This is a genomic window from Streptomyces sp. TE5632 (assembly GCF_054061295.1).
The window spans coordinates 5,241,957-5,256,482 of sequence record NZ_JBSSEA010000003.1 but is presented as its reverse complement, the minus strand read 5'-3'; the positions used below and the strand labels follow the sequence as shown (position 1 = coordinate 5,256,482).

Here is a 14,526-nt window from a genome sequence, read left to right as displayed (position 1 = left end):
CAGTGATCCAGTGAGGTGACGTAAGTGGACCTGCGCTTCGGTGACAGCAAACCGACGGACGAGGAGCGGGCGGCGGTCGACGCGCTGCTCGGTCCTCCCGAGTCCTCGTGGGAGGGTGCCGACCGCGACGAGACGCGGGCCGGCGATCTGAGGTGGGCCCGCGGCGGGCGGGAGGCCCGGGACCGCCGCGACCAGCTGCTGCCGGGGCTGCACGCGGTCAACGACCGGGTGGGCTGGATCAGCGAGGGTGCCCTGGACTATCTGTGCCGGCGGCTGACGGTGCCGCCGTCGGAGGCGTACGGGGTGGCCACGTTCTACGCGATGTTCTCCGTCAAGCCCCGCCCGGCGACCGTGCTGCACGTGTGCACGGACCTCGCGTGCACGGCGGCCGGGGCCGGGGCGCTGTGCGCCGGGATCGAGTCGCGGCTCGGGCCCGGCAGTGGGGTGAGCGTCGAGCGCAGCCCCTGTCTGGGCCTGTGCGAACGCGCCCCGGCGGCCCTGGCGATCAGGGCCGGGGAACCGGTGCGTACGGCGGTGTCGGCGCCGGCGACGGTGGACTCGGCGGTGCTCGCGGCGAGCGCGCCCGACGCCGCCCCCGAGGAGCCGCCGGCGGCGATGGCGGTGCCCCAGGCGGGTGACCCCTCACTGACGCTGCTGCGCCGGGTCGGCGCGGTCGACCCGGCGTCGCTGGACGACTACCGCGCCCACGGCGGCTACGCGGCCCTGCGCCGGGCCTTCGCGCTGGGGCCGGCCGGGGTGATCCGGGAGGTCACCGACTCGGGCCTGCTCGGACGGGGCGGCGCCGCCTTCCCCACCGGCCGCAAGTGGCAGGCCACGGCGTCCCAGCCGGACCGGCCGCACTATCTCGTGTGCAACGCCGACGAGTCCGAGCCCGGGACCTTCAAGGACCGGGTGATCATGGAGGGCGATCCGTACGCGCTGGTGGAGGCGATGACCATCGCCGCCTATGCGACCGGCGCGCACCAGGGATACCTCTATCTGCGCGGTGAGTACCCGCGGGCGCTCCACCGCATGCGGCACGCCGTCGACCAGGCGCGGGCGCGCGGCCTGCTGGGCGACGACGTCCTCGGCCAGGGGTACGCCTTCGACATCGAGATCCGGCGCGGCGCGGGCGCGTACATCTGCGGTGAGGAGACCGCGCTGTTCAACTCCATCGAGGGCTACCGGGGCGAGCCCCGCTCCAAGCCCCCCTTCCCGGTGGAGAAGGGCCTGTTCGGCAAGCCGACGGTGGAGAACAACGTCGAGACGCTCGTCAACGTCCTGCCCATTCTGACGATGGGCGCCCCGGCGTACGCGGCGATCGGCACCGAGCGGTCCACCGGCCCCAAGCTGTTCTGCGTGTCCGGCAGCGTCGGCCGTCCCGGAATCTACGAACTGCCGTTCGGCGCGACGCTGGGCGAGCTGCTGGAGCTGGCCGAGGTGCGCGACGGGCTGCGGGCGGTGCTGCTCGGCGGGGCGGCCGGCGGCTTCGTGCGCGCCGACGAGTTGGACGTCCCGCTCACCTTCGAGGGCACCCGCCAGGCGGGTGCGACGCTCGGCTCGGGGGTCGTGATGGCCTTCGACGACACCGTGCCGCTGCCCCGGCTGCTGCTGCGCATCGCACAGTTCTTCCGCGACGAGTCCTGCGGGCAGTGCGTGCCGTGCCGGGTCGGGACCGTACGCCAGGAGGAGGCGCTCACCCGGATCGTGGAACGCACCGGCGCCGGCGCCGCCGGTGACATCGCCCTGCTGCGCGAGGTGGGCAGCGCGATGCGGGACGCCTCGATCTGCGGTCTGGGCCAGACCGCGTGGAACGCCGTGGAATCCGCCATCGACCGTCTGGGGGCCTACGAATGACCGTGACACCGCTGGGGATTCCCCGCCGCCTGCTGGAGTTCACCCTGGACGGCGAGCCGGTCCGGGCGCCCGAGGGGTCGACGATCCTGGACGCCTGCCGGGCGGCCGGGAAGGACGTCCCGACGCTGTGCGAGGGCGACACGCTGACGCCGAAGAACGCGTGCCGCGTGTGCGTGGTGGAGGTCGAGGACTCGCGCACGCTGGTCCCGGCCTGCTCGCGCAAGGCCGAGCCGGGCATGGAGGTACGGACCGGCACCGAGCGGGCCCGGCACAGCCGGAAGGTGGTCCTCGAACTGCTCGCGTCCTCCGTCGACCTGTCGACGACCCCGCGGGCCGCCGAGTGGATCAAGGAGTACGAGGCGAAACCCGACCGCTTCGGCCCGGACGCGGCCCGCCTCGACGAGGAGCCGAGGGTCGACAACGACCTGTACGTGCGCGACTACGGCAAGTGCATCCTCTGCTACAAGTGCGTGGACGCCTGCGGCGACCAGTGGCAGAACTCCTTCGCGATCTCGGTCGCGGGCCGTGGTTTCGACGCGCGGATCGCGGTCGAACACGACGGTCCGCTGACCGAGTCGGCGTGCGTGTACTGCGGGAACTGCATCGAGGTGTGCCCGACGGGCGCCCTGTCGTTCAAGTCGGAGTTCGACATGCGGGCGGCGGGCACCTGGAACGAGTCGGCGCAGACGCGGACGACGACGGTGTGCGCGTACTGCGGAGTGGGCTGCAACCTCACGCTGCACGTACAGGACAATGAGATCGTGAAGGTCAGCTCACCGCACGACAATCCGGTGACCCACGGCAACCTGTGCATCAAGGGCCGCTTCGGCTATCAGCACGTACAGAACCGGGACTGACACCAGGCACCGACCAGGGACTGGGGACATGGGACGAGTCACAGAACGACGCAAGGTGGTCCGCATCCGCGACGGGGTGGTGTCCACCCGTCCGGACACGCTCGTCACCGAGGAGCCCATAGAGATCCGGCTGAACGGGAAGCCGCTGGCGATCACGATGCGCACCCCGGGTGACGACTTCGCGCTGGCCGTCGGCTTCCTGGTCAGCGAGGGCGTCCTGGCAGCCACCTCCGATCTGCGGAACGTCGTGTACTGCGCGGGGGCGACCGCGGACGGGTCGAACACGTACAACGTGGTGGATGTGCAGACCGCGCCGGGCGTGGCGATCCCGGACATCACGCTCGAGCGCAACGTGTACACGACCTCGTCCTGCGGTCTGTGCGGCAAGGCGAGTCTGGACGCGGTGCGCACCACGACCCGCCACCCGATCGCCGACAGCCCGCCCCTGCGCCTCACCCCGGAGCTGCTGTCCGGTCTGCCCGACCGGCTGCGCGCCTCCCAGCGGGTCTTCGACCGGACGGGCGGCCTGCACGCGGCGGCCCTGTTCGACGAGGACGGCGAGCTGCTGGACGTGCGGGAGGACGTGGGCCGGCACAACGCGGTCGACAAGCTGGTCGGCCGCGCGCTGCAGAACGGGAACCTGCCGCTGTCCCGGACCGTCCTGATGGTCTCCGGCCGGGCCTCCTTCGAGCTGGCGCAGAAGGCGGTCATGGCGGGCATCCCGGTGCTGGCGGCCGTCTCGGCGCCGTCCTCGCTGGCCGTGGACCTGGCGGCGGAGACGGGGCTGACCCTCGTGGGGTTCCTGCGGGGCAGTTCCATGAACGTGTACGCGGGTGAGGACCGTATCGTCCTGCGGACCGCGGTCGCCCAGGGCTGACCGGTCCCCCGCGGCACGGCGGCGGGGTCCCTGCCGGCGGGGAGCGCCCCCTGCGCCGTGGGGGCCCCGCCTCGACGCATGACCACCGCGCCATGGACCCGGGCCACGCCGGCCACTAACGTCCCGGAGCGTGCCCGACGACACAGCACGAGCACGGATACGAGAAGAAGGACGAAAAGAAGGACGAGCAGGAGTACGCGCACGGGGGAGGACGAGCGCCAGGACACGCCTGCTGCTCGCGGCGGCCCTGGCGCTGGTCCTCGGCGCCGTGCCGGTCTCCGTCCTGCCGGAGAACGACGACCGGCGCGGCGACGGCTTCTGCGCGCCGCACACCGTCGCCTCCTGGGCGGCGGAGGACACCCTCACCGCCGAGTTCGCCCGCTACGGTGACGACGCCGCACGCACCGACGACTGGACGGGCGGCGACGGCACCCACTCGGTGCGGCTGCCCGACGGCCGACTGCTGTGGCTGTTCTCCGACACCTACCTGGGCCACGTGTACGGTCCGCCCAACCCGGCCGGCGAGTCCTACGCCTGGCGGGACCCCACCACGCCGCTGGTGCGCAACTCGGCCGTTCTGATGCGCGACGGCCGGCTCGAGACCACCCTCCCCGCCCCGCTCTTCCCCGACCCCGCGCCGGACCGGTGGCGCTGGCCGGTCGCCGCCCGGGTCGAGCCCCGCTCCCCCGGCTCCGCGGAGCGGGTCGTCCGGGTCGTGCTGTGGGTGCGTACGGCCGGGCAGTCCCCGTGGATCTACGGCGTGCCCACCGCCACCGAGGTCGCCACGCTCTCCCTGCCCGATCTGCGCCTGGAGTCGGTGGTGGAGGTGCTCGACCAGCGAAGCGTCCCCGATCCGTCCCGCCGGGTCCTGTTCGGCACCACCCTGGTCGAGGAGGACGGCTGGACGTACGTCTTCGGCGGCGACGACGGCCGGGCCGTCTCCCGCGAGACCTCCCACGCGTACGCGGCGCGGGTCGTGGAGGGCGGGCTCGCCGATCCGGCGGCCTGGGAGTACTGGAACGGCTCGGCGTGGCAGACCCGCGCCCGCCCGCGCCCGGTGCTCGGCGACGGACACCGCACCGGCGTGGGCAGCGCCTTCTCCGTGGTGCGGGACGGCGGGACGTACGTCCTGTTCACGATGGCCGCGGGTGCCGAGGGGCTGACCACGGTGGCGTCGTACTGGTCCTGCTCCCCCGCCGGACCGTGGCACGGACCGGCGAAGGAGTTCGCTCCCGCGCTGCCGCAGGACAGGGCCGCCGCCTACAACCCGCAGACCCACCCGGAACTGGGCGACGACGGACGGCTGGTGCTCAGCTACGACGTCAACCTGCTCGAGCCCTCCGGCGCCGCGGTGCCGCTCAGCCGGAACGTGTCCCTGTACCGGCCCCGGTTCGTGACGATCCGACTGGGGCCCGGACGGTGACGTCCACGTCCTCGGCGGTCCCCGCGTCGAGGGGGCCCGGGTCGTGCGAGCGGCGTTTGGCGATCACCGCGCAGACCATCAGCTGCATCTGGTGGAACAGCATCAGCGGCAGCACCGCCAGCGAGGCCTGCGCGCCGAACAGCACGCTCGCCATGGGCAGTCCGGCGGCCAGGGACTTCTTCGAACCCGCGAACTGGATCGCGATCCGGTCCGCCCGGCCGAACTTCAGTGCCTTGGCGCCGTACCAGGTCAGCAGCAGCATCACGGCGAGCAGCACGGCCTCGACGGCGAGCAGGCCGCCCAGCCGGGCCGGGCTCACCTGGTTCCAGACGCCCCGCACCATTCCCTGGCTGAACGCGGTGTAGACGACGAGCAGGATCGAGCCCCGGTCGACCAGTCCGAGCACCTTGCGGTGGCGGGTGACGAACCCCCCGATCCAGCGGCGCAGCACCTGCCCGGCGACGAACGGCACCAGCAGTTGCAGCACGATCCTCGTCACCGAGTCTGCGGAGAACCCGCCGGCGCCCCCGCCCAGCAGCGCCGCCGCGAGCAGGGGGGTCGCCACGATGCCGACGAGTGAGGAGAAGGAGCCGGCGCAGATCGCGGCGGGCACGTTGCCGCGGGCGATGGAGGTGAAGGCGATGGACGACTGGATGGTGGACGGGACGAGCGTGAGGAAGAGCAGCCCCTGGTACAGGGGGTCGGTCAGCAGGACCGGCACGAACCCGCGGGCGGCCAGGCCGAGCAGCGGGAAGACGACGAAGGTGCAGGCCAGGACGGTGCCGTGGAGCCGCCAGTGCCTCAGTCCGTCCAGTGCCTCACGGGTGGAGAGCCGGGCGCCGTAGAGGAAGAAGAGGAGGGCGATGGCGGCGGTGGAGGCACCGGAGGCGAGATCGGCGCCGGTTCCGCGCGCCGGGAGCAGTGCGGCCAGGCCCACCGTCCCGAGCAGGAGCAGGATGTACGGGTCGATCGGCATCCGACTCGGCCAGTGCGGGCGTTTCACGGTGCTTCACTTGCTCCACTCGCTCGGGGACTCTTCGCGTCGCTCGGTCGTTCTTCGGGGCTCCGCCGCGCGAGCACGGGAAGCCCCTCTCCATCCTGCTCCCTCCCGCCGTGATCGGGAATCCCTTATACCGCTCTCACTGTCATCGCGTTCCGCGATAACCTGAAGGGGTGGCCGAGACCGGGATGTACGACCCGACGCAGCTGCGGACGTTCCTGTCCGTGGCGCACACGCTGTCCTTCACCCGGGCCGCTCGGCGCCTCGGGCTGCGGCAGTCGACGGTCAGCCAGCACGTGCGGCGCCTGGAGAACGCCACCGGGCGGCAGCTGTTCACCCGGGACACCCACTCCGTGGAGCTCACCGAGGACGGCGAGGCGATGCTCGGCTTCGCACGGCGGATCCTGGACGTGCACGAGCAGGCGGCGCAGTTCTTCGCCGGCACCCGGCTGCGCGGCCGGCTGCGGTTCGGCGCGTCGGAGGACTTCGTCCTGACCAGGCTGCCGGAGATCCTGGAGCGGTTCCGGCACGAGCACCCGGAGGTCGACCTGGAGCTCACGGTCGAACTGTCGGGCACGCTGCACGAGAAGCTGGCCGCGGGCGAGCTGGACCTGGTGCTGGCCAAGCGGCGGCCGAAGGACCCCCGGGGCGAGCTGGTGTGGCGCGACGAGCTGGTGTGGATCGGCGCGCAGGGGCTGCGCCTGGAACCGAACCGTCCGGTGCCGCTGATCGTCTATCCGCCGCCGGGCATCACCCGGGAACTCGCGCTGCGGGCGCTGGAGCGGCAGGGCCGTGAGTGGCGGATCGTGTGCACCAGCGGCAGCCTCAACGGCCTGCTCGCGGCGGCCCACGCCGGGCTCGGCGTGATGGTGCACTCGCGCGGGCTGATCCCGCCGGGGCTGGTGCGGATGCCGGACCGGGCGGGGCTGCCGGAGCCGGGCCGGGTGGACTTCGTGGTGGCGCACGGCCGGCGGCGCCCCTCGGCGCAGGGTGCGGCGCACGCGCTGGCGGCGGCGATCCTGGCGGGCGGAGACCGGTTGAAGCGCAGGGCGATCGAGAAGGCGTACGAGGAGGAGGTGGAGGCGTCGTACCGCACGTGAATCGTGCCGTCCGGAATGCATCGGGAGCCGTGATCGTTGACGATGGGCGTGTCATCCGATCACAACCCGAAGGATCGAGAGCTCGTGAGCAAGGTCCCCCCGATCACCCTGAACAACGGCGTCGAGATGCCCCAACTGGGCTTCGGCGTCTGGCAGGTGCCGGACGCGGAGGCCGAGACGGCCGTCGCGGCGGCACTGGAGGCGGGCTACCGCAGCATCGACACCGCGGCGGCGTACGGCAACGAGGAGGGCACGGGCAGGGCGATCGCGGCCTCGGGGATCCCCCGCGAGGACCTCTTCGTCACCACCAAGCTCTGGAACGACGACCACGGTTACGACTCCACCCTGCGCGCCTTCGACGCGTCCCTGTCGAAGCTCGGGCTGGACCATGTGGATCTGTACCTCATCCACTGGCCGACGCCGGCCCGGGGCCGTTACGTCGACACGTACCGGGCGTTCGAGAAGCTCTACGCCGAGGGCCGGGTCCGTGCCATCGGCGTGTCGAACTTCCAGCGCGAGCACCTGGAGCACCTGATCGCCGAGACGTCGGTCGTGCCGGCGGTCGACCAGATCGAGCTGCACCCGCATCTCCAGCAGCGCGCCGCACGCGAGTACCACGCGCAGCAGGGCATCGCCACCGAGGCCTGGTCGCCGCTGGGCCAGGGCAAGGGCCTGCTGGAGGTCCCGGCGATCGTGGCCATCGCGCAGAAGCACGGCCGTACTCCCGCCCAGGTCGTGCTGCGCTGGCACATCCAGCTCGGCAACGTCGTCATCCCCAAGTCGGTGACGCCGTCCCGCATCAAGGAGAACATCGACGTCTTCGGATTCAGTCTGGACACCGAGGACCTCGCGGCGATCAGCGCCCTCGACGAGGGCCGCCGGCTGGGCCCGGACCCGGCGACGCTGAACTGACCTCCGGGCGCCCCCGGTCTTCCGGGACACGGATGCGGCGGCCTCCCTCGCGCACGGGGGGCCGCCGTCCGTGTGGCGTCACCGGCCCGGCCGGGCCCTACACCGGGCGGACGGCCGTGTGGACCGTGTGGGCCGCCAGGTAGAAGACGTCGGGGCGCCGGTGGACGCTCGCCTCGTCGGCCGGGTCGAGGAGACGGTCGAGGGTGGCGCGGTCGTCGGCGTCCAGTTCCCCGGAGAGTCTGTCGCGGGTGCGGGTGAGCCTCTCGACGACGTGGGCACGGACACGGTCGCCGGCCGGGGCGGGGAGGTCGAGGAGGAAGGTGCGGGAGCGGGCGTGGTGCAGACCGACCGCGGTCAGCAGCGCCGTCCAGTCCTCGGTGTGCGCGACGGCGCCGGGCAGTTCGGTGCGCATGCGGGTGAACCAGTCGGCCTCCACGGCATCCATGCGGGCCTGGAGGCCGGGCCGGCCGATGCCGATGTCGCGCGGCAGGTACCGGGCGGGCAGGCCGCCCTCCATCACGGCCAGCGTGCCGCCGGGCGCGAGCCGGGCGGCGTAGGCGGCGAGTGCGGCGCGCTGGTCACCCAGGTGGTGGACGCTGCGGCTGGCCCACAACAGGTCGGCGGGGTACTCCAGTTCGTCGAGCACGCCGGGAAGTTCACCGGCGAGGGTGCCGAAGCGGTCACCGACGCCGTACCGGGCGGCGCGCTCCGCCGCCCGCTCCAGCAGCGGGGCGGAGCCGTCGGCGGCCACGATGCGGGCGCCCTCGAAGACCTCGGCGAACAGGCACGAGATGACACCGGGCCCGCTGCCCGCGTCCACGATCAGTCCCGGTTCCGTCACCTCCTTCGCGAGCCAGCCGAGAGCCCGCTCGTACAGGGGCGTGAACAGTTCGGCCTCCGATTCGAGCAGGGACGCCATCTCGGCCCAGTCGATGTCGGTGTGCGTGTGCGTGTGTGTGTCTGTGCCTGTGCCTGTGCCTGTGTGGTCGTGCTGGTGGTGATGGGGGTGCGCCATGGTGGTCAGCCTCTCCGCTCGGATGCGGACAGGGTGCGCCGACGCACCGGGCAGAGGCCAATGACGTTGCCGATTCCGCAAAACGGTTTCCCGGAACGGGTCGGTCCGCCGGGACCGGGGCCGGGCGCGCGGCCCGACCCCCGGTCCCGGCGGACCAGGGGTCGGCCGGTCAGGACAGCGGCGGGTACGCGTTCTGCATCAACTGCCGGAACTGTGCCGAGAACCAGTGGCCGGAGACCGGGGCGTCCGGCAGGGCGCCGGTGAGGTTGTTCCCGTTGCGCGGGGTACCCGTGTAGGTCGGGTCGCACATCCGGTCGAAGCCCTTGCCCTCGTCGTTCGGGATGGCCTTGCTGGCCCCGTCGGACTCACCCGGGGGCTTCATCCACACGTAGGCGTCGATGCCGCTCTCCGGTGCCGCCTTCGGGCGTTCGCCGAGTCCGGCGCCCGACTGGTTGCACCAGTTGCCGATGTGGATGCGGCGGTCGTACCGTCCGCCGTCGATGTAGGTGTCGACGCTCGTAGACGCGCCCGGTCCGGCGGGCCGGGCGGTGCCGCCCCAGCCGTTGCGGGAGGTGTCGATGAGCATGCCGATGTTCGTGTCGAAGCCGGTCGAGACGAGTTCGTTGCGGAAGGCCTGGGCGAAGCCCAGTTCGTCGACGTACCGGTTCCAGTCGACCCACTTGGACTCGCGGACCGACTTGCCGGCCACGGAGTCGTTGATGGTGAAGTTGTTCTCCTTCAGCGTGCTGTAGTTGGCGGTGTTGGTGATGAATCCGTGGACGTCGGCCGGGGTCGCGCCCTCGGCGGTGGCCGCGTCGTGGAACACGTCGGCGGAGGCGCCGAAGTTGTCGTCCCAGCCGATCCAGCCGTGGTGGCCGGCGTCGACGTAGTTGTACACGTTCCCCACGTCGCCGAGCTTGTTCAGGGCGTAGCCGACGCCCTTGACGTAGTTGCCGTTGGCCTTCATCACGTCGCACTCCGGCGTCGCGGTGGCCCGGCTGCCGGTGTTGGTGACGAGGTTGGGCAGGGAGTCGATCTCGACGGTGGTGACGATCCGCAGCGGGGCGTACTTCGCGTCGGAGAGGATCGCGGCGATCGGGTCGATGTACTCGGTCTTGTAGCGGCCGATCTCCGTGGGGCCGAGTTCGCCGTTGGAGGCGAGGGCGGAGCAGTCACGGCCGGGCAGGTTGTAGATGACCAACTGGATGACGAGTTCGCCCGAGCCCTTCTGCCGCAGGGCCTCGTCGAGGTGGGCACGCAGCCCCATCTTGCCGTTGGCCCCGTTGATGGCGGCGATGCGGTCCAGCCAGACACCGGTGGGCTGGTTCGCGATGCGGCTGCCGCCCGGTTCGGCTGCCGCGTTCGCCGACCACTCGGGGTTCACGTACACCTTGGCGCCGCTGTAGGGGTTGTTGACCCGGTCGCCGGGACCGGTCGGGTCCGTGGGGTCGGTCGGGCCGCCGTCGTCGACGTTGCACGTGACACCGTCGAGGGTGAAGGTGGCGGGGACCGCGTTGCTGCCGCTGTAGGTGCCCTGGAAGCCGAAGCTGGCCGAACCACCCGTGGCCAGCGTGCCGTTGTAGGACTCGTTGGCGGCGGTGACGTTGGCGCCGGACTGGGTGATCTTGGCGTTCCAGCCGCTGGTGACCCGCTGGTTGCCGGCGTAGGACCACTTCAGTGCCCAGGACGACTTGGCGGCGCCGAGGTTGGTGACGGTCACGGCGGCGGTGAAGCCGGTGTCCCACTGGTTCTGCACCTGGTAGGCGACGGTGCAGGGGACGGCGGCGGCGCCCGCGTCGCCGGGGACGGCGGCGTAGGCCGTCCCGGCGGCACCGGCGACCAGTGCCATGGCAGCGAGGAGCGCGGTTCTGGTACGACTCATGAGTGCGGGTTTCCTATCCGTAGGGGGCTGTCCGAAGAGGGCTGTCCGTCGGGGCGCGCGTGGCTCGCGCGGCCCGGTGCCGTACGGCGTGGGGGTGCCTCGGGGCTCGGGATCAGGACGGGGTCCGGTCCGCGGTCCGGGATGTTCGGAGGCCGGACCGGCCATGAGGGGTCCCACAGGAGTGCGCTGTCCCCGCGTCGGGGGTACGGGTGGCGCCGTCGAGCCGGGACACCGCGGATCCGGTGCCGGCGTCCCTCGGGGAGGCGGTGGCGGAGTGCTCCACCGGGCATGGCTGGGGCAGGGCTATAAGTACTGAACGCGGGGGGTGCCGCATGAGCGACTCCTTGCAGTTCGGACGCGTCGTGACGGACGCGTCGACTGATGGAACCGCTCCCACTGGTGTCCAAGAAGCTAGCGCCAAGTGACGGCGAAGAACAGGGGAGTCACTGACTTTCGCTCAACTCGGGCCGTCGAATCTTTTCGACTCTTCACAAGCCTTGACCGCCCTGGACCCCGTCCCCACTATGGGAGCGCTCCCACTGGTTCAAGCCTTGACATCTCCGAGTCGCAGGAGGAACCAGCACCATGCGCCCCCCACCCAGAAGACGCCGCGGCGTGCGGCGACTGTGGACCGCCGCGGCGGCCGCTCTCGCACTTCCGCTGACGATGCTGTCCTCAGGATCAACTCCCGCTCAGGCTGCCGCTGTTCAGTGCAGCGTGGACTACCGGACCAATGACTGGGGTTCCGGCTTCACCGCGGATCTGACCCTCACCAACCGCGCCGCGGAAGCCATCGACGGCTGGACCCTCACCTACGCCTACACGGGCAACCAGCAGCTCGTGAACGGCTGGAACGGCAGCTGGAGCCAGTCCGGGAAGACCGTGACCGTGCGGGACGCCGGGCACAACGCGCGGATCGCGGCCGGTGGCGCCGTCACCACCGGCGCGCAGTTCGCCTACAGCGGCGGCAACGCCGCGCCCGCGTCCTTCTCGATCAACGGCACCCCCTGCACCGGGGCCCACCAGCCGCCGATCACCGTGCTGACCAGCCCGGAGGCCGGCGCCGTCTACACCCGGGGAGAGCCGGTCCCGCTCGCGGCGACCGCGGCGGCGGCCGACAACGCCACCATCGGCAAGGTGGAGTTCTACGACGACACCGAACTGCTGGGCACGGACACGAGCGCGCCCTTCACTCTCTCCGTCGCCGGACTGCCCGTGGGCGGTCATTCGCTGACGGCGAAGGCGTACGACAGCCTGGGCGCCTCCGCGACCTCGACCCCGGTCGGCATCACGGTCGCCTCCGGCCCGGCCGTCGTGGCGACGCCCTCCCAACTGGGCGTCCAGCAGGGCAAGTCGGGCACGTACGAGGTGAAGCTGTCGACGCGGCCGAGCGCGAACACGACCGTCACGACGACCCGCGCGAGCGGCAATTCCGGGCTGTCGGTCACCGGTGGCGGCTCGCTCACCTTCACACCGTCGAACTGGAACACCGCGCAACGGGTGACGATCGGCGCCGACTCCTCGGGCACCGGCTCGGCGGTCTTCGAGTCGTCGGCCCCCGGGCACGGCAAGGCGTCGGTCACGGTGACGCAGCTGGGCGCGGCCAAGGCGTACGACGCGCGCTTCCTGGAGCTCTACGGGAAGATCACCGACCCGGCGAACGGCTACTTCTCCCCCGAGGGCATCCCGTACCACTCGGTGGAGACGCTGATCGTCGAGGCGCCGGACCACGGCCACGAGACCACCTCGGAGGCCTACAGCTATCTGCTGTGGCTGCAGGCCATGTACGGCAAGGTGACCGGTGACTGGTCGAAGTTCAACGGGGCCTGGGACATCATGGAGCGGTACATGATCCCGACCCACGCGGACCAGCCGACCAACTCCTTCTACAACGCCTCGAAGCCGGCGACCTACGCACCCGAACTCGACACCCCCGCCGAGTACCCGGCGCCGCTGGACACCGGCGTCCCGGTCGGCCCGGACCCCATCGCCGCCGAACTGAAGTCCACGTACCGCACGGACGACGTCTACGGGATGCACTGGCTGCAGGACGTGGACAACACCTACGGCTACGGCAACGAGCCCGGCAAGTGCGAGGCGGGTCCGACGGCGACCGGTCCGTCGTACATCAACACCTTCCAGCGCGGCTCCCAGGAGTCGGTGTGGGAGACGGTGCCGCAGCCCACCTGCGACGCCTTCAAGTACGGTGGCACGAACGGGTACTTGGACCTGTTCACCAAGGACGCCTCCTACGCGAAGCAGTGGAAGTTCACCAACGCCCCGGACGCCGACGCCCGCGCGGTGCAGGCCGCGTACTGGGCGGACCTGTGGGCGAAGGAGCAGGGCAACGGCGGTGACGTCTCCGCGACCGTCGCCAAGGCCGCCAAGATGGGCGACTACCTGCGCTACTCCATGTACGACAAGTACTTCAAGAAGGTCGGGAACTGCACCAGCCCGTCCTCCTGCCCGGCCGGCAACGGCAAGGACGCCTCGCACTATCTGATGTCCTGGTACTACGCCTGGGGCGGCGCCACCGACACCTCCGCGGGCTGGGCCTGGCGCATCGGCTCCAGCCATGCGCACGGCGGCTACCAGAACCCCCTGGCGGCCTACGCCCTCAGCTCCTACGACGACCTGAAGCCCGAGTCGGCGACGGGCGCGGCGGACTGGGCCAAGTCCCTGGACCGGCAGCTGGAGTTCTACCGCTGGCTGCAGTCCGACGAGGGCGCCATCGCGGGCGGCGCCACCAACAGCTGGGCGGGCCGCTACGCGACCCCGCCGGCCGGGACGCCGACGTTCCACGGCATGTACTACGACGAGAAGCCGGTGTACCACGACCCGCCGTCCAACCAGTGGTTCGGCTTCCAGGCGTGGTCCATGGAGCGGGTCGCCGAGTACTACCAGCAGACGGGTGACGCCGACGCCGAGGTCGTCCTGGACAAGTGGGTCGACTGGGCCCTGTCGGAGACCACGATCAACCCGGACGGCACCTTCCGGGTCCCCTCGACGCTCCAGTGGTCGGGCAGGCCCGACACCTGGAACCCGTCCTCCCCCGGCGCCAACAGCTCGCTGCACGTCACCGTCGCCGACTACACCAACGACGTCGGTGTGGCCGCGGCCTACGCCAAGACGCTGACGTACTACGCCGACCGCTCGGGCGACACCGAGGCCGCGGACACGGCGAAGGCGCTCCTCGACGGCATGTGGGACAACCACCGGGACGACCTCGGCATCGCCGTCCCGGAGACCCGTGCCGACTACCACCGCTTCGACGACCCGGTCCACATCCCGAACGGCTGGACCGGCACCATGCCGAACGGTGACCGGATCAACTCGTCGTCGACCTTCGAGTCGATCCGGTCCTTCTACCAGGACGACCCGGCCTGGTCGAAGATCGAGTCCTATCTGGCGGGCGGGGCCGCGCCCACCTTCACGTACCACCGGTTCTGGGCCCAGGCCGACATCGCCCTGGCCATGGGCTCGTACGCGGAGCTGCTCGAATAGCCCCCGCCGGCGCTCCGCGTGCCGGCCCCGGCACCTGACGCCGGGGCCACGGCGGCCGGGCGGGTCCCCTCGCGCACGGGGGACCCGCCCGGCCCTCGC

The 14,526-nt window shown here is 71.5% G+C and carries 10 protein-coding genes; 7 read left to right on the top strand and 3 right to left on the bottom strand.

What is annotated here, in order from left to right; genetic code table 11:
- The first annotated feature begins 24 nt into the window (after positions 1-24).
- From ACVW19_RS29190 to ACVW19_RS29175, 4 genes are all read left to right on the top strand, one after another.
- Complete coding sequence (locus tag ACVW19_RS29190; RefSeq protein ID WP_457463097.1) at positions 25-1,857, top strand: NAD(P)H-dependent oxidoreductase subunit E; 1,833 nt, start codon at positions 25-27, stop codon at positions 1,855-1,857.
- A complete protein-coding gene (locus ACVW19_RS29185) occupies positions 1,854-2,714 on the top strand; it encodes a 2Fe-2S iron-sulfur cluster-binding protein (RefSeq protein ID WP_457463095.1) in 861 nt (286 codons plus the stop codon). The genes ACVW19_RS29190 and ACVW19_RS29185 overlap by 4 nt, the downstream gene beginning before the upstream one ends.
- Positions 2,715-2,742: 28 nt before the next feature.
- Positions 2,743-3,591, top strand: coding sequence for a formate dehydrogenase accessory sulfurtransferase FdhD (fdhD, locus tag ACVW19_RS29180; protein ID WP_457463094.1), 849 nt, complete (start codon positions 2,743-2,745; stop codon positions 3,589-3,591).
- 229 nt (positions 3,592-3,820) lie between these two features.
- The gene (locus ACVW19_RS29175) at positions 3,821-5,014 is read left to right on the top strand and encodes a DUF4185 domain-containing protein (protein ID WP_457464834.1); all 1,194 of its coding nucleotides are present in this window, start codon (positions 3,821-3,823) and stop codon (positions 5,012-5,014) included.
- Here the strand turns inward: ACVW19_RS29175 and ACVW19_RS29170 are convergent.
- The gene (locus tag ACVW19_RS29170; protein WP_457463092.1) at positions 4,950-5,990 is read right to left on the bottom strand and encodes a bile acid:sodium symporter family protein; all 1,041 of its coding nucleotides are present in this window, start codon (positions 5,988-5,990) and stop codon (positions 4,950-4,952) included. The two genes, ACVW19_RS29175 and ACVW19_RS29170, sit on opposite strands and share 65 nt — an antisense overlap.
- Before the next feature lie 212 nt (positions 5,991-6,202).
- Between ACVW19_RS29170 and ACVW19_RS29165 the strand changes: the two genes are divergently transcribed.
- Together ACVW19_RS29165 and ACVW19_RS29160 are read left to right on the top strand one after the other, a co-directional pair.
- A complete protein-coding gene (locus tag ACVW19_RS29165) occupies positions 6,203-7,114 on the top strand; it encodes a LysR family transcriptional regulator (RefSeq protein WP_457464832.1) in 912 nt (303 codons plus the stop codon).
- Positions 7,115-7,198: 84 nt separating this feature from the next.
- Positions 7,199-8,026: an aldo/keto reductase gene (locus ACVW19_RS29160; protein ID WP_457463091.1), complete on the top strand. Its 828-nt coding sequence runs from the start codon at positions 7,199-7,201 to the stop codon at positions 8,024-8,026.
- Positions 8,027-8,123: 97 nt separating this feature from the next.
- Here ACVW19_RS29160 and ACVW19_RS29155 read toward each other — a convergent pair whose 3' ends face one another.
- Together ACVW19_RS29155 and ACVW19_RS29150 are read right to left on the bottom strand one after the other, a co-directional pair.
- The gene (locus tag ACVW19_RS29155) at positions 8,124-9,041 is read right to left on the bottom strand and encodes a class I SAM-dependent methyltransferase (protein ID WP_457463090.1); all 918 of its coding nucleotides are present in this window, start codon (positions 9,039-9,041) and stop codon (positions 8,124-8,126) included.
- Positions 9,042-9,210: 169 nt separating this feature from the next.
- On the bottom strand, positions 9,211-10,923 hold the full coding sequence (locus ACVW19_RS29150) for a glycoside hydrolase family 6 protein (RefSeq protein ID WP_457463088.1): 1,713 nt from the start codon (positions 10,921-10,923) through the stop codon (positions 9,211-9,213).
- Positions 10,924-11,508: 585 nt separating this feature from the next.
- On the opposite strand from ACVW19_RS29150, the gene ACVW19_RS29145 reads away from it, so the two are divergent.
- Positions 11,509-14,427 carry a glycoside hydrolase family 48 protein gene (locus tag ACVW19_RS29145; RefSeq protein ID WP_457463086.1) on the top strand — a complete coding sequence of 973 codons (2,919 nt, stop codon included), beginning with the start codon at positions 11,509-11,511 and terminating at the stop codon, positions 14,425-14,427.
- Positions 14,428-14,526: the final 99 nt, after the last annotated feature.